Source organism: Tersicoccus solisilvae (assembly GCF_014643255.1).
Lineage (GTDB): Bacteria > Actinomycetota > Actinomycetes > Actinomycetales > Micrococcaceae > Tersicoccus > Tersicoccus solisilvae.
Map to the genome: position 1 here is coordinate 39,471 of NZ_BMJI01000002.1, position 14,464 is coordinate 53,934.

The 14,464-nt window shown below is 72.2% G+C and carries 12 protein-coding genes; 7 read left to right on the forward strand and 5 right to left on the reverse strand.

Annotated features, from left to right (window positions below; genetic code table 11):
- Positions 1-984, reverse strand: coding sequence for a GTP pyrophosphokinase (locus IEX22_RS03130; protein ID WP_188666212.1), 984 nt, complete (start codon positions 982-984; stop codon positions 1-3).
- Positions 984-3,059 (reverse strand): M3 family metallopeptidase, encoded by a 2,076-nt coding sequence (locus IEX22_RS03135; protein WP_188666214.1) that lies wholly within the window; start codon positions 3,057-3,059, stop codon positions 984-986. The genes IEX22_RS03130 and IEX22_RS03135 overlap by 1 nt, the downstream gene beginning before the upstream one ends.
- Positions 3,060-3,216: 157 nt before the next feature.
- Between IEX22_RS03135 and IEX22_RS03140 the strand changes: the two genes are divergently transcribed.
- Genes IEX22_RS03140 through IEX22_RS03150 form a run of 3 tightly spaced genes read left to right on the forward strand, consistent with a single transcriptional unit; the run spans position 3,217 to position 5,491 of the window.
- A complete protein-coding gene (locus tag IEX22_RS03140; protein WP_229659736.1) occupies positions 3,217-3,987 on the forward strand; it encodes a glycosyltransferase family A protein in 771 nt (256 codons plus the stop codon).
- A 50-nt stretch (positions 3,988-4,037) separates the two neighbouring features.
- The gene (locus IEX22_RS03145) at positions 4,038-4,880 is read left to right on the forward strand and encodes an endonuclease/exonuclease/phosphatase family protein (RefSeq protein WP_188666216.1); all 843 of its coding nucleotides are present in this window, start codon (positions 4,038-4,040) and stop codon (positions 4,878-4,880) included.
- Positions 4,877-5,491, forward strand: a complete 615-nt coding sequence (locus tag IEX22_RS03150; RefSeq protein WP_188666218.1) for a DUF2238 domain-containing protein — start codon at positions 4,877-4,879, stop codon at positions 5,489-5,491. Before IEX22_RS03145 ends, IEX22_RS03150 begins: the two co-directional genes overlap by 4 nt.
- A 19-nt stretch (positions 5,492-5,510) precedes the next feature.
- Here the strand turns inward: IEX22_RS03150 and IEX22_RS03155 are convergent, their stop codons facing one another.
- Both IEX22_RS03155 and asnB read right to left on the reverse strand, forming a co-directional pair.
- Positions 5,511-6,398 (reverse strand): NAD(P)-dependent oxidoreductase, encoded by an 888-nt coding sequence (locus IEX22_RS03155; protein ID WP_188666220.1) that lies wholly within the window; start codon positions 6,396-6,398, stop codon positions 5,511-5,513.
- Positions 6,399-6,512: 114 nt separating this feature from the next.
- On the reverse strand, positions 6,513-9,176 hold the full coding sequence (gene asnB, locus IEX22_RS03160) for an asparagine synthase (glutamine-hydrolyzing) (RefSeq protein WP_188666222.1): 2,664 nt from the start codon (positions 9,174-9,176) through the stop codon (positions 6,513-6,515).
- A 173-nt stretch (positions 9,177-9,349) separates the two neighbouring features.
- On the opposite strand from asnB, the gene IEX22_RS03165 reads away from it, so the two are divergent.
- From IEX22_RS03165 to IEX22_RS03175, 3 genes are read left to right on the forward strand one after another with little or no spacing between them, the layout of a single operon-like run.
- Entirely contained in the window at positions 9,350-10,810 is a 1,461-nt protein-coding gene (locus IEX22_RS03165) for a ferredoxin reductase family protein (protein ID WP_188666228.1), read from the forward strand.
- A gap of 28 nt (positions 10,811-10,838) precedes the next feature.
- On the forward strand, positions 10,839-11,294 hold the full coding sequence (locus IEX22_RS03170) for an FMN-binding protein (RefSeq protein ID WP_188666230.1): 456 nt from the start codon (positions 10,839-10,841) through the stop codon (positions 11,292-11,294).
- Entirely contained in the window at positions 11,291-12,094 is an 804-nt protein-coding gene (locus IEX22_RS03175; protein WP_229659737.1) for an FAD:protein FMN transferase, read from the forward strand. Before IEX22_RS03170 ends, IEX22_RS03175 begins: the two co-directional genes overlap by 4 nt.
- Here the strand turns inward: IEX22_RS03175 and IEX22_RS03180 are convergent, their stop codons facing one another.
- The gene (locus IEX22_RS03180; RefSeq protein WP_188666232.1) at positions 12,095-12,895 is read right to left on the reverse strand and encodes an SDR family oxidoreductase; all 801 of its coding nucleotides are present in this window, start codon (positions 12,893-12,895) and stop codon (positions 12,095-12,097) included.
- Between the two features lie 146 nt (positions 12,896-13,041).
- Between IEX22_RS03180 and IEX22_RS03185 the strand changes: the two genes are divergently transcribed.
- On the forward strand, positions 13,042-14,451 hold the full coding sequence (locus IEX22_RS03185) for an aldehyde dehydrogenase family protein (RefSeq protein WP_188666234.1): 1,410 nt from the start codon (positions 13,042-13,044) through the stop codon (positions 14,449-14,451).
- Positions 14,452-14,464: the final 13 nt, after the last annotated feature.

Consider the following 14,464-nt stretch of genomic DNA (forward strand, 5'->3'; position numbering starts at 1 on the left):
TCACCCCCGGTCGGGCAGCTCCACCGGGTAGTAGTACAGGCCCTTGCTGTTCTCCTCGACGTCGACCGTGAGCACGTCGTCGACCCGCAGGTGGTCGTCCACGTCGATGCGCGTCTCGCTGCCGAGCAGTTCCTTGATCCGCAGGGCGGGGATGAGGCCCTGCCGGCCCTCGGGGTCCACCGCCAGCGCGAAGCGTGCCCCGGTGGTGCGCACGGTGACCGAGCGCCGGCCGCGGTGGGTCGCGGCCTCCCCGTCGATGACGACGGTCTCCCGGCGCTCCTCCTCACCCTCGGTGCGGGCATCCAGCTCGGTCGCGAGTTCGTCGGCCAGCAGGTCCACCTCGGCCAGCAGCCCCGCCATGGCACGGGCCACGGAGGTGTGGAAGCGGTCCGGTTTGAGCGCGCCGCCGGGCTTGTACATGTCCTCGTGGGTGAGCTCGCTCCACGCGTCCTGCAGCCGGGTCTTGACCTGCACCTCGACACTGACGGCGTCGGGTCCGACGGCGCCGTCGATCGGCACCCGCAGCAGCAAGTGGAAGGCGCGGTACCCCGAGTCCTTGGGGGCGCTGACGTAGTCGCGCACCTGGATCAGGGTGACGTCCGTGTCGGGGGAGCCGCAGTAGTCGCGGACGGCGTCCACGACGTCGGCGAGGTCCCGCGGCGTCTTGCACAGCACCTTGAGGCCGACGACGTCGGGCACCACGCGCTCGGGGTCCGTGGAGACGTAAGGGGCGAGCTCGGGCTCGTCCCGCAGCACGCGCCGCATCTTGTCCGCGGCACGCCGACGGTCCTTGATCCGGAACTGGGTGACGTCGAGCCGGCTCGTGTCACCGCCGGCCGTGGTGGCGCGGGCGACGGCGGCCAGCACCTCCTGGGCTCGTACGCGCGCTCGCTCCCAGTCCGGCATCCGCCGGGCGTAGAGCCCGTCGACGGCCCGGGCGATCTCCGCCTCGCCGGGGAGGTTCTCGGTCGGTCGGTCGGTCATCAGCCGAGCCCCCGGCGGGCCAGCAGCGGCTCGACCGCGGCGTCCCGGCCACGGAACGCCCGGAACGAGGCCAGCGGGTCACGGCTGTTGCCGCGCCCGAGCAGCTCCCGGCGGAACGTGTCACCGTTCGCGCGCGTCAGCCCGCCGTTCTCCCGGAACCACTCCACCGTGTCGGCGTCCAGCACCTCGGACCAGAGGTAGGAGTAGTACCCGGCCGCGTACTCGCTGGCGAAGATGTGCTTGAAGTAGCCGGTCCGGTAGCGCGGCGGCACGGCCTCGACCGCGAGCCCGGCCTCGGCGAGGGCCTGTCGCTCGAAGGCGAGCGGGTCCGCGACCGGCTCGGTGTCGGTCTGCTCGTGCCACGCGAGGTCGAGCAGCGCGGCGCCCAGGTACTCGGTGGTGGCGAAGCCCTCGCCCCACTGCTGCGCGGCCAGCAGCTTCTCGACCGTCTCGGCCGGCAGCGGCTCACCCGTGCGGTGGTGCCGCGCGTAGTTGGCCAGCACCTCGGGCCACAGCATCCACATCTCGTTGACCTGCGACGGGTACTCGACGAAGTCGCGGGGCACGTCGGTGCCACTGAGCCGTCGGTAGGTGACGTCGGAGAGCAACCCGTGCAGCGCGTGACCGAACTCGTGGAAGAGGGTGGTCACCTCGTCGAGGGTGAGCAGGGCGGGCTCGCCCGGTGCCGGCTTGACGAGGTTGAGGTTGTTCACGACGACAGGCCGGTCGCCGAGCAGGCGGGACTGCTCGACGATCGGGTTCATCCAGGCACCGCCGTTCTTGGTGGGCCGGGTCCAGTAGTCGCCGAGGAAGAGCCCGAGCCCGGAGCCGTCGGCGTCGTGCACCTCCCACACCCGGACGTCCGGGTGGTAGCCGGTCAGGTCGGCCCGCTCGGTGAAGGTCAGCCCGTACAGCTCGTGGGCGGCGAAGAACACGCCGTCGGTGAGGACCCGATCCAGCTCGAACCACGGACGCAGACCGGCCTCGTCGACGCCGTACCGCTGGCGGCGGACCGCGTCGGACCAGAACGACCAGTCCCAGGCCTCGACGCCGGTTCCGGCGGCCTCGGCCAGGGCCTCCCGCTCGGCGCCGGCGTTGCGCACGGCGGCGGGGGCGAGCCGCTCGAGCATCGCCCGCACGCTGGCGTAGTCCGGGGCGGTCTGGTCCTCCACCGCGTACTGCGCGTAGTTGGCGTGGCCGAACAGCTGGGCCTTCTCCGCCCGCAGGGCGGCGATCCGGGCGGCGATCGGGGTGACGTCCACGCGGGAGGTCGGGCTGTCGGTGCTGTTCTCCGCTCGTGCTCCGAGGCCCCGGTTCACGGACGCGGTGTGGATGCGGCGACGGGTCTCGCTGTTCGTCAGGGTGGCCAGGACCGGCTGGTTGGACGGCAGGATCAGGGTGATCAGGTACCGGCCCGGGTGGCCGGCCTCGTCGGCGGCCTGGGCCGCGGCCGCCAGGTCGTCGGGGGAGAGGCCGTCCAGTTCCTCGGCCGTGTCGACGAGGACGGCGGCGTCGTTGCCCTCCTGCTGGACGAGGGCGGAGAACTCGGTGGTCAACTCCGCGATCGTCGTGTTGATCTCGCGGACCCGCTGCTGCGCGGCGTCGTCCAGGTCGATGCCCCGGTGCACGGCATCCGTGAGGTACTCCTCGGCGAGGCGGCGGCTCTCGTCGTCGGCGTGGGTGAGGTCGATCGCGCGGATCCGCTCGTGGAGGCCGCGGTTCAGGGCCACGTCGTCGTCGTGCGCCTGCATGGCGGGTTTGAGCGCCGCGGCCAGGTCGGCGATGGCCGGGGTGGCGTCGGCCCACTGGACGGTGAAGAAGGCCAGCGCCGCGCGCCGCAGCAGCTGCCCGGAGGTCTCCAGCCGGACGAGCGTGTTCTCGACGGTGGCCGGTTCGGGGTTGGCGACGATCAGCTCGATCTCTCCCCGGTGTGCCTCGATGCCGGCCTCGATGGCCTCCCGGTAGTGCTCGGGCACGATGGCGCCGAAGTCGGGCAGGCCGTAGGGCAGCGGGGAGTCGGCCAGCAGCGGGTTGGGCTGCGCGACCGGGGTGGTGGCAGGCGAGGTCGTCGTCATGCTTTCCACTGTGCCACAGGCCACTGACGGAACCGGCTCGATGCGCCCGGCGACGCCTCGCTCCCAGCGTGCCGCTCGCGGCCGTCTCGGTCCACTAGATTCGGAAGGGTGCACCCCCGGCAACCCGAGCTGCCCCGCGCCCACCCCGGAGGTCGTGGTGCGCGCTGACCTCACGCCGACCAGCACCGCGGTGCCCGTCACCGTCTCCGTCGTCATCCCCGTCAAGGACGACGCCGTCGCGCTGGCCGCCTGCCTGGACGCCCTCGCCCACCAGACCCGGCGAGCCGACGAGATCGTCGTCGTCGACAACAACTCGACCGACGATTCCGCCGCCCTCGCCCGGGCCGCCGGCGCCCGCGTCGTGCCGTGCGCGACTCCGGGCATCCCCGCCGCCAGCGCCACGGGCTACGACGCCGCCGCCGGGGACCTCATCCTGCGCCTGGACGCCGACTGCGTCCCGGGCCCGACCTGGGTCGCGACCGTCGTCGCCGCCCTCGACCGGCACCCGGAGGTCGGCGCCGTCACCGGCCACGCCCGCTTCATCGACGGGCCACCCCGGCTGCGGGGGCCCCTGGCGGTGGCCTACCTCGGCGCCTACGCGCTGGCCACGGGGGCGGCCCTGGGGCACCCCCCGCTGTTCGGGTCCAACCTCGGCATGCGCCGGGCGGCCTGGGAGGATGTCAGGGCGTCGGTGCACCGGGACGACCCGCTGCTGCACGACGACCTCGACCTCTCCTTCCACCTGGGCGAACGCCACCGCATCCGCTACCTCCCGGGGGCGTCCATGGGCATGTCGATGCGCCCGTTCCGCAGCGGCCGGTCCTTCGCCCATCGGATGCGGCGCGGCATGCGCACGGTCACCGTCCACTGGCCGCACGACCTGCAGCCGGCGCGGTCGTGGCGGCTGGCGCGGCCGCTCGGCCGCTGACTTCTCGACAACCGAGAGACAGGCGGCGTCGCGGGTCGTACGGTGGTGGCATGGATGACGCGCTGATCGGGCCGCTCGGGCCCCCTGACCTGCACGTCATGACGTTCAACATCCGCCGCCGCCTGAGCATGACCCCGCGCCCGGCGGACCGGTGGGAACGCCGCCGGCGAGCGGTGCGCGTGCTGCTCGCGGCCGAACGGCCCACGCTGCTCGGCGTGCAGGAGGCGATGGCCGACCAGGCAGACGCCGTCATGGGCGCCCTGGGGGACGCGTACGGGCGGGTCGGGCACGGCCGGCGGGCGGACGGGCGGGGCGAGGGGTGTCCCCTGTACTACGACGCCGACCGGATCGACCTGATCGCGTGGGAGCAGACCGCCCTCTCCGACACACCCCAGGTGCCGGGGTCGACGTCGTGGGGCAACATGACCCCTCGGGTGATGGTGCTCGCGCAGCTGCGGGACCGGGCCACCGGCGTCCGGTTCCTCGCCGTCAACACCCACTTCGACCACCTGTCCCCACGGTCCCGGATCCGCTCGGCGGAGGCGGTCCGCAAGGTGGTGGCCGAGCACGGGCTGCCGGCGGTCGTGACCGGCGACCTGAACGCCGGTCAACGCTCGAGCGCGCTGCGGGCGCTGCTGGCCGACGGCGCCCTCGATGATGCCTGGCGTGCGGCGCACGTGCGGGTGTCGCCGCCCTGGGGCACCTTCGCCAACTACCGGCCGCCGCGGGCGGGTCGCCGCCGCATCGACTGGATCGTCACGACCTCGGACGTCGACGTGGTCCGGGCCGGGATGAACGCGCGACGGCCCGACGGCGTGTGGCCCTCGGACCACCTGGCCGTGCAGGCCGTCGTGCGCCTGCCGCAGCCGGAGATCCTGGATCCGTCGCCATGATCACGAACTTCCTCCGGCCGCCCCAGTCGCTGGGGGAGCTGATCGCCGACGCGCTGCGCCTGATCGGCGTCCTGAGCATCGTCGTGGCCGGCGTCGGGTGGAGCCTGACCGACGCCGGCATCCTCGCCTTCGTCCTGCCCGGCCTCGTCGTCCCGCGTTTCGTCGGCGTGCGTGCCGGCTTCGACGTCGCCGTGTCGGTCTCGTTGCTCGTGGCGGGGTGGAGCAACGTCGCGGACCTGTACACCTCCGTCGACTGGTGGGACGTGCCGATCCACCTCGTCTGCACCGGGGTGGTCAGCGCGCTGGCCTACCTGCTGCTGGCCGGACTCGGCATCGTGGCGTCGCCGCGCGCGGCGGGGGTGCGGGCGATCGCCCCTATCGTCCTGACCGCCGCGATCGGGCTGGCGATGAGCGCGGTGTGGGAGATGGTCGAGTGGTTCGGCCGCACCTTCATCACTGCGCAGATCTACGTCACCTACGACGACACGATCGGCGACATGGCGGTCGGCGGCCTCGGAGCGATCCTCGCCGGCGTCCTGCTCGCCCGCGTCCGGCTGCTGCGGGAACCGGCGCTCGACGGCGGCCGGATTCCCGCGTCGATGCACCGCTGACGGACATCGGCGGGTTGGCTCAGGGACGGCCCTGTCGCTCGGTCCGGTCGCGCACGGCGGTGATGACGGCGGCCATGTCCTCGTGGTCGTGACCGAGCGCCTCGGTCTGCGCGAAGAGGTCCGCGCACACGTCCATCAGCGGCGACGCGACGTGGTGGCGCCGCGCCTCGTCGACGATGAGGCGGCTGTTCTTCAGCACGTCCGGGACGGCCGCGTGCACGGACCAGTCCTGGTGCACGATCTTCGCAGCCTTGGCGCGGGACACCGCCGACGCCATCGGCCCAGCCGCGAGCGCCGCCTCCAGCTGGAGCGGGTCGAGGCGGTGCTGTTCCGCGAAGTGGAAGGCCTCGGCGAGCCCGGTCACCATGGTGATGAGGAAGGTGTTGACGGCGAGTTTCATCCGCAGGCCGTTCGGTACCCGGCCGCAGCGCAGCACCGAAGCGCACATCGAGTCCAGCAACGGGGCGATGCGGTTCAGGTCCTCGTCCTCACCCGCGACCATGGCCACCAGGGTGGCGTCGATGGCGGGCTGGCGGGATCCGGAGACGGGCGCCTCCACGTAGCGTCCGCCGGCCGCGCGGACGCGTTCGGCACTGCGCTGCGAGTACTCGGGGGACAGCGTGCTCATCTGCACCACGATCCGGTCGTGGAGCGCGCCCGGGTCGTCGAGCGGCAGGACGGCGTCGGTGGCCCGGTCGTCCGTGAGCATGAGGAAGACGACGGAGCAGCGCTCGAACACCTCCCTCGACGTGGCGGCGACAGAGGCTCCGGCGGTGGCGAGCCGGTCACGTGCCTCGGGAGACCGGTTCCAGACCAGCAGGGGCCCTGCCGCCAACAGGTTCGCGGCCATGGCCGAGCCCATGATGCCCAGGCCGATGAAGCCCACGACGGGTTCCGCGTCGCTCATCCGATCCTCCGCTCGTCGTCGGCCGGGTCGGCGGCCGGCACTGACGGGCTCAGACCATCGGACGGCCGTCGATCCGTCGCGGTCCAGTTGGCGTTCTCTGGACCGCTCGCGTGGCTACCGCGCGACCACGATCGACATCGGGGTCTGCTCGGTCGTCTGGCCCTGCGGGTTGTCCTTGAAGATCGCCTCGACGGTGGCCGTGTCCAGGTCGGTGCCGTTGCCCAGGCACACGACGCCGAGGTCGTTGGCGTCCATGATCGCGGTGCCCGCGAACGTCGCCGCGTACTGGGCCGGGACCGTCTGGCGGACCAGCTCGGACAGCCGGTCGGCGACCTTGTCCGGGTCCTTCGGGGCGAGCTTGACCGAGTGGGTGGAGGTGCCCACCTGGTACCCGGCGGCGCCGTCGATGGCGTTGATGTTGCCGCCGGCCACCTCGTAGAACACGCCGCTCTTGCCCTGCAGCTTGCCGACGACGGACCGAGCGGACGCGTAGAGGATCCGCGGCAGGCCCACCTCGTCGATCGCCAGCTGCATCGACCACGGACTGGCCAGGCCGATGCCGCCGGGGTTGCGCACGACGGCCTTCGAGAGCATCCGGGCGGCGGGGGAGACCTTGATGTCCCACACCGGGATGGAGCGGCCCTGCGTCATCGCCACGATCTTCTCGGAGACGAACAGGTACCACGGGGAGTTGTTCATCGCGGTGGCGTGGTCCTCGCCGGCCTCCCCGAGCCCGTCGACGAACCGGGACACGTAGCCCATCACCGCCGGCTCGAAGTCGGTGTCCCGGTAGAACACGTCGGTGCGCAGCGGGTAGCGGCGGAACGTGTGGCCGTCCGGCACGGTCAACTCCAGCTGCTTGCCCGGGTTCGGCTCGTAGTCCGTCTTGTCGGCCTTGCCGGCCTTCGGGGCGGGGGCGCCGTCGATGAACTCGCGCAGCCACAGCTCCACGTTCAGCAGGCGCCAGAACACCATGGTCGAGGCGCCGTTGCGGTCCTGCAGGTACTCCTCGAACGCGTACAGCACGGCGTCCTGGTCCCAGTACGGCCGGTCCTCGAAGGAGGAGGAGAGGAAGATCTCGTAGATGCGTTCCTTCATCAGCTTGAACCACTCCGCCTCGGGGGTGGTGAAGCCGATCTTGTTCCGCCGGTCGCTGATCATCGCGGGCAGAAGGCCGCGGGTGGCGTCGCGCAGGATTCGCTTGTTCCAGCCGTCCTTGATGATCGCCTCGTCGGAGAGCGAGAACAGGAACTTCACGACCTCCTTGTCGAGGAACGGCACGCGCCCCTCGAGGGACCAGCGCATCGTGTTCTTGTCCTCGTACCGCAGCACCGAGGGCAGCGACTTGCGGAACAGGTCGTCGATCAGGCGCAGCTTGAGGTTGTCCCCGATCACGCGGTAGGTCTCGCCGGCGAAGCGGCTCGTCCACTCCTTGCGCAGCAGGGAGCCGATCGTCAGGTCCTTCTTCAGCGTCAGCTTCGACTGGATCCGGAAGCGGCCGAGCCGGTAGAAGATGTCGGTGGCGCGGGCGACCTCGCCGGCCAGCTTGTCCCACTGCTTGTTCTTGCGCAGCTGCCCGAGATAGGCGAAGTAGTAGGGGATGTAACCGGCCATCATCTCGTCGGCGCCCTGCCCGTCGAGCAGCACGGTGACGGTCTCCGACGCCTTCTTCATCACCCGGTACTGGGCGTAGGGCCCGGAGGAGATGATCGGCTCCTCCTGCGTGCGGACGAAGTCGAGGAGGTCCTCGGCGAACTCGTGCGCCTTCGGTAGGATCTTGTGGCTCTCGACGTTGCCCTTGACGCTGGCCAGAACGGCGTCGGCGTACTTCTCCTCGTCGTTGATCGAGTTGGGGAAGACGGCGGAGAAGGTCTGCTGCTTGGCGCCGAGCGAGTCGGTGGCGGCGGCCTTCTCCTGCATCAGCTTGTTGATGGTGACGACAACGGCGGAGGAGTCCAGGCCGCCGGAGAGAGCGGTGCCGACGGGCACCTCGGACTGCAGGCGCAGCCGGACGCCCTCGGTGAACCGCTCGCGGTACTCGTCGATGACGCCCGCATCGTAGGGCCGCTCGACGGTGGCCAGCTCGGTGAGCTCCTCCTCCAGCCGGGTGAACTTCGCGACCTCGTGCTCGCCCGTCGTCGTGTCGAGCACCAGCTTCTCGCCCGGCAGCAGCTTCTCGATGCCCTCGAAGAAGGTGGCCGCCTCCTCGTCGTGGATGCGGAACTGCAGGTAGCGGTACAGGATCCGCTCGTTGACCTTGCGCTCCAGCTTCTCCGCGGCGAGGATCGGGCGGATCTCGGAGGCGAACAGCAGCTTCTTCTCGCCGTCCTCGGTGAAGGAGGCGAAGTACAGCGGCTTGATGCCGAAGTGGTCGCGGGCCAGCACGAGCCGGTGGTTCCGCTTGTCGTGGATGGCGAAGCCGAACATGCCGTTGAAGCGGTCGAACGCGTCGTCGCCCCACTCCTCGTAGGCCTGCAGCACGACCTCGGTGTCCGAGACGGTGCTGAACGTGCGGCCCAGCGCCTCCAGCTCGGCCCGCAGGTCCAGGTAGTTGTAGACCTCCCCGTTGTAGATCAGGGCGACCTGACCGTCGGCGCTGTACATCGGCTCCTGGCCGTGCGCGACGTCGATGATCGAGAGCCGGCGGTGGGCCAGGCCCACCTGCTCGTCGGTGTGGTAACCCTCGCCGTCCGGGCCGCGGTGCTGGATGCACTGGTTCATCGCGCCCAGCAGTTCCCGGTCCTCACCGAAGCCGTAGTAGCCGGCGATTCCACACATAGATTCAGACCTCATCCTCGGGTGACGGCGCTGCTCGACGCTGCCGGTGTCGAGAGCTCCTGGTTCAGCTGACCATGCTAGCGGGGCCTGCTGTTCCGGCGGTCCGTGACTCGCACAGGCGCCGCACAGGTCAGCGACATGCCCGTGCCAGCCCGGCGCCCGACAGTGAGACCATGACCGTCCAGCAGCCCGTCCGGCCTCCGCACCCCGGTGGATATCCCCGGATCGACGGGGTTCCCCGCCCCTCCGTTCCCCGGCCGCCGGTCTGGGCCACCGGCATCTCCCGACCGCCCACCTGGTGGCGGGACACCTCCGTGCTGGCGGCGTGGGCGGTGCTGCTGGCCGTCGTCGCCCTGTGGGTGGCCGGCGGGGGAGTCCAGTCCCTCGGCACGGTCGACGGTGCGCTGCTGTCCGTCGGCCGGCTGACCGGGTTGATCGCCTCCGCCCTGCTGCTGATCCAGGTGTTCCTGATGGCCCGCGTCCCCTGGGTCGAGCGGGCGTGGGGGCAGGACGCCCTGGCCCGGACCCACCGGCTGGTCGGCTTCACGTCCTTCTCCCTGATGCTCGCGCACCTCGCGATCATCACCCTCGGCTACGCGGCCGGCTCGGCCGCCGGGCTCTGGGGCACCATCGTCGACCTGACCCTGAACTACCCCGGCATGCTGCTGGCGATCGCGGGGACGGTCGCGCTGTGCCTGGTGGTGGTGACGTCCTACCGGGCCGCCCGCCGCCGGCTGCGGTACGAGTCGTGGCACCTGATCCACCTGTACGCCTACCTGGGCGTCGGGCTGGCGTTGCCGCACCAGCTGTGGACCGGGCAGGAGTTCCTGTCCTCCCCGGTGGCGACCGTGTTCTGGTGGGGCCTGTACCTCGCCTGCGCCGGCGCGGTGCTGGTCTACCGCATCGGTGTCCCGCTGTGGCGCTCGCTGCGGGCACCGCTGCGCGTCGTGCACGTCCGGCCCGAGTCGCCGACCACCACGACCGTCGTCGTCGGCGGCCCCGGCGTCGCCCGACTGCGCGCCCAGGCGGGGCAGTTCTTCCAGTGGCGCTTCCTCGACGGGCCCGGCTGGACCCGGGCGCACCCGTTCTCCCTCTCCGCCGCGCCCGACGGCGCGACCCTGCAGTTCACGGCCGGCCGCGCCGGGGACGGCACGGTGCGGCTGGCCGGCCTGCGACCCGGGACCCGGGTGCTGGTCGAGGGGCCCTACGGCCGGTTGCATCCGGGCGTGCGCACCCGGCGGAAGGTCACGCTGATCGGCGGGGGCATCGGCATCGCCCCCATGAAGTCGCTGCTCGAGGGGCTGCCGCAGGCGCCCGGCGACGTCACGGTGATCCACCGGGTCGGGTCCGAGCAGGATCCCACCCTCGCCGCCGCCCTCGACGCCACCGCCCGGCGCCGCGGCGCCCGCTACGTGCGCCTCGCCGGACCGCGCAACCGGGACCGCGCCAGCTGGCTGCCCGGCTGGGCGGACGCCTGGGACGACGCCGCTGCGCTCCTGCACCTCTGCCCCGACATCGCCGAGCAGGACGTCTTCGTCTGCGGTGCGCCGGAGTGGATGGACCGGGTGCGCACCGCCGCCCTGTCCGCCGGCGTCCCCGCCGACCGGATCCACCTCGAACGCTTCCAGTACTGAATCCTCGTCCTTCCTTCCAGGAGTCCTCATGCGCCGCATCGTCCTCTGGGCCGCCGTCACGGTCACCGTGCTGGTCCTGCTCTTCAGCTACCGCACCTCGACCAACGCCCTGCCGGCCGCGGCCGCGGTCGCCCCCGACACGCGGTCGACGGCGTCGGGCGGGATCACGTCCGGCGGCTCCGGCACGTCCTCCGGGACCAGCGGCTCGGGGACCTACACCGGCGACGCCGTCGACACCCGCTGGGGACCGGTGCAGGTGCGGATCACCGTCGCGGACGGCAAGGTCACCGCCGCCGAGGCCGTCGTCTACCCGCAGGAGAACCACCGCGACGTGGAGATCAACGCCGTCGCGATCCCGATGCTCAACCAGGAGGCCGTCGACGCGCAGAGCGCGGACATCGACATGGTCTCCGGAGCCACCGTCACCTCCGACGGCTACATCGGCAGCCTGCAGTCCGCGCTCGATCAGGCGCACCTGTCGTGAGCGCGGAGACGGCGACCAGCCGCGCGTTCGGCCTCCCCGCGGTGCTGCCCGGCAGCGTCCGCACCGCCCGGGCGTGGGTGCGCCAGGTGATGGGACTGCCCGTCTCGGTGCACGTGCGCGCGGCCGACCCCGCGCGTGCCGACATCGACGACGCGGTCGACGCCCTGTTCGATGACCTCCGACGGGCAGACGACGTGTTCTCCCTGTGGCGGCCCGACAGTGCACTGAGCCGGATCCGGCGCGGCGAGCTGGCGGTCGAGGCGGCGGACCCGTGGCTGGCGCAGGTGCAGGACGTGGCCCGGCGCGCCGTCGAGGCCACCGGCGGGCTGTACAGCACCGACCTGACCGGCCCCGACGGCACCCGCGGCTGGGACCCCACCGGGATCGTCAAGGGGTGGGCCGTCGAGCAGGCCGCCGCCCACCTGCGCGCCGTCCCGGGGATCGCGTTCAGCGTCAACGCCGGCGGCGACCTGGTCTGCGGGCGGGGACCGGCGGCCGCCCTGGTCGACTCCGCCTGGCGGATCGGCGTCGAGCGGCCGGGCACACCCGGCGGCATCGCGACCGTCATCACCGTCACCGAGGGAGCCCTCGCCACCTCGGGCACCGCCGCCCGCGGCCGGCACATCATCGACCCGCGCACCGACGCCGCGGCCGACGCGCGGCACACGTCCGTCACCGTCGCGGGGCCGGAGCTGACGTGGGCAGACGCATGGGCGACGGCGTGCTTCCTCGACCCGCACGCGCTCGCCGCCGCCGGACCGGCGTGGTCCGCCTACCGGGTGGTCAGTGTCACCGGCTGATCAGCCGACGGCCGCGGCGGCCTGCTGGGCGAAGCGGAACGCGCCGAGGCCGCCGTCCACCCGGATGTCGGTGCCGTTGATCCACGCGGCAGCGGGGGAGGCGAGGAACGCCACGACCTCGGCGATGACCTCCGGCGTCGCGGCCCCGCCGGTGAGGGTGATGGCCCCCTCGACCTTGGCGACCCCGTGATCCCGCTTGAAGTCGTCGAGGATGGGCGTGTTCACCGGCCCGGGGCTCACCGAGTTGACGCGGACGCGGCCGATCGTCTCGGCGGCGAGCGTCTGGGTGAGGACGCGCACGCACTCCTTGGAGAAGCGGTACGCATTGGTCGTGACCTCCGGGTCGGCCTCGACGGAGGCGAGCGCCTCGGGGTCGTCCGCGTGACGGAGGAAGGCCTGGATCTCGGCCACCCGCTCCGCCCAGCCGTCGCCGACCGCGGACGCCAGGTTGGTGACGAAGCCGCCCGCGGTGATGGAGGGCAGCACGGCCGTCGTCAGCGCGCGCAGGCCGTGGACGTTGACCGCGAGCACCGTGCGCCACGGCGCTGTCCCGGGAACACCCGCGATGTTGGCCAGCCCCTGGATCGACGGGGCGAGGGCGAGGACGTCCCGGGCGGCCTCGACGGCACCCTGGCTGGTGGAGAGATCGGCCTGCACGAACGAGGTGGCGCCGACCGGGACGTTGCGGTCGACCCCGATGACGTGGGCACCGGATCGCGCGAACCGGGCCGCCGTCGCGGCGCCGATGCCCGAGGCTGCCCCGGTGACGACGATGGTCTGCCCGGCGAGATCCGGCTCCATGGCTTCCCCTTGCTGACGATGTGCTGACGATCATCCGTGGTGGACGACCCCAGTCTTCGCGGACGGCCTCACGCCGACAACCACCGTTTCCCACTGGACGGAACGCGGTCGTTGTCTCCGGTGGTCCTCGCGGCGACGCTGGAGCCATGACGACCTACGACGTGTTCGACCCGGCCACACTGGAGCTGGTGGGCCAGGCCCCGCTGCACGGGGCGGACGACGTCGACGTCGCCGTCACTCGCGCCGTCGCCGCGGGCCCCGGCTGGGCCGCGGACCGAGGCGCCCGCCGCGCCGCGCTGCGCGGAGCCGCCGAAGCGCTGCGCGCGAAGGCCCCCGAGATCGGCCGCCGGCTGTCCCTGGAGCAGGGCAAGGTGCTGCGGGAGGCGGTCGGCGAGGTGCTCGTCGCCGCCGACGTGTTCGACTACTACGCGGCGCTGGACTGGGACGAGGAGGAGACGCTTCCCGATCGGCAGGGACGGTCGCTCCTCGTCCAGCGCCGGCCGGTCGGCGTCGTCGCCGCCATCACGCCCTGGAACTTCCCGATCTCGCTGCTGAGCGTCAAGCTCGCCCCCGCGCTCGTGGCCGGCTGCACCGTCATCGCCAAGCCCTCCCCGACGACGCCGTTGTCGACGATCGCCCTGATCGAGACCGTCGCCGCGTTCACTCCCACCGGCGTGGTGCAGTGGCTCACGGGTCGTCGCGCCGTCAACAAGGCGCTGAGCGAGCACCCCCGCGTCCGCAAGATCTCGTTCACGGGTTCCACCGAGGTCGGTGCGGCGATCGCGGCGCAAGCCGCACCGACGGTCAAACGGGTCACGCTCGAGCTCGGCGGGAACGACCCCGCGATCGTCCTGCCCGACGCCGATGCCGCCTTCACGGCCGCGGGCGTGGTCGGGTCGGCCTTCCGCAACGCCGGTCAGGTGTGCATGGCCGTCAAACGGGTCTTCGTGCCCGCGGACCGCGCGAGGGAGATGGTCGACGCGATCGCCGCGGAAGCGGCGCGGCTCACGGTCGGACACGGTGTCGACGAGGGCACCACCATGGGCCCGATGCACTCCCGGTCCCAGCTCGAGCTGGTCGAGGGACTCGTGCGAGACGCCGTCGACGCCGGGGGCCGGCTCGCCACCGGCGGTGGCCGCGGCACGTCCCTTCCCGGCTACTTCCTGGAACCCACGGTCGTCGCCGATGCCGCCTTCGACAGTCCGCTGGTCGCCAGGGAACAGTTCGGTGCCGCCCTGCCCGTCGTCGCCTACACCGACCTCGACGACCTGCTCGCCCGGCTCAACGCCCAGGAATTCGGCCTCGGTGCGTCCGTGTGGAGCCCGGATCTGGATCGAGCGGAGCTGCTCGCCACGCGCATCGAGGCAGGCACGGTGTGGATCAACCAGCACACCCAGGTGGAGCTCGACGCGCCGTTCGGCGGGTGGAAGGCCTCCGGTATCGGGCGTGAGCGCGGGCCCTTCGGCCTCGAACCGTACCTCGAGCTGCGCACCATCAACGCCCGCGCCCACGCCCCCGCCGTGAGCCCGACGGCCGCCGTCAGCACGGCCCGGTGACCGGAGGACTGCC

Coding starts and splice junctions, on each gene's coding strand:
- IEX22_RS03185 (WP_188666234.1), top strand. CDS start 13,042: ATGACGACCTACGACGTGTTCGACCCGGCCACACTGGAGCTGGTGGGC.
- IEX22_RS03135 (WP_188666214.1), bottom strand. CDS start 3,059: ATGACGACGACCTCGCCTGCCACCACCCCGGTCGCGCAGCCCAACCCG.
- asnB (WP_188666222.1), bottom strand. CDS start 9,176: ATGTGTGGAATCGCCGGCTACTACGGCTTCGGTGAGGACCGGGAACTG.
- IEX22_RS03145 (WP_188666216.1), top strand. CDS start 4,038: ATGGATGACGCGCTGATCGGGCCGCTCGGGCCCCCTGACCTGCACGTC.
- IEX22_RS03150 (WP_188666218.1), top strand. CDS start 4,877: ATGATCACGAACTTCCTCCGGCCGCCCCAGTCGCTGGGGGAGCTGATC.
- IEX22_RS03165 (WP_188666228.1), top strand. CDS start 9,350: ATGACCGTCCAGCAGCCCGTCCGGCCTCCGCACCCCGGTGGATATCCC.
- IEX22_RS03180 (WP_188666232.1), bottom strand. CDS start 12,895: ATGGAGCCGGATCTCGCCGGGCAGACCATCGTCGTCACCGGGGCAGCC.
- IEX22_RS03130 (WP_188666212.1), bottom strand. CDS start 984: ATGACCGACCGACCGACCGAGAACCTCCCCGGCGAGGCGGAGATCGCC.
- IEX22_RS03155 (WP_188666220.1), bottom strand. CDS start 6,398: ATGAGCGACGCGGAACCCGTCGTGGGCTTCATCGGCCTGGGCATCATG.
- IEX22_RS03170 (WP_188666230.1), top strand. CDS start 10,839: ATGCGCCGCATCGTCCTCTGGGCCGCCGTCACGGTCACCGTGCTGGTC.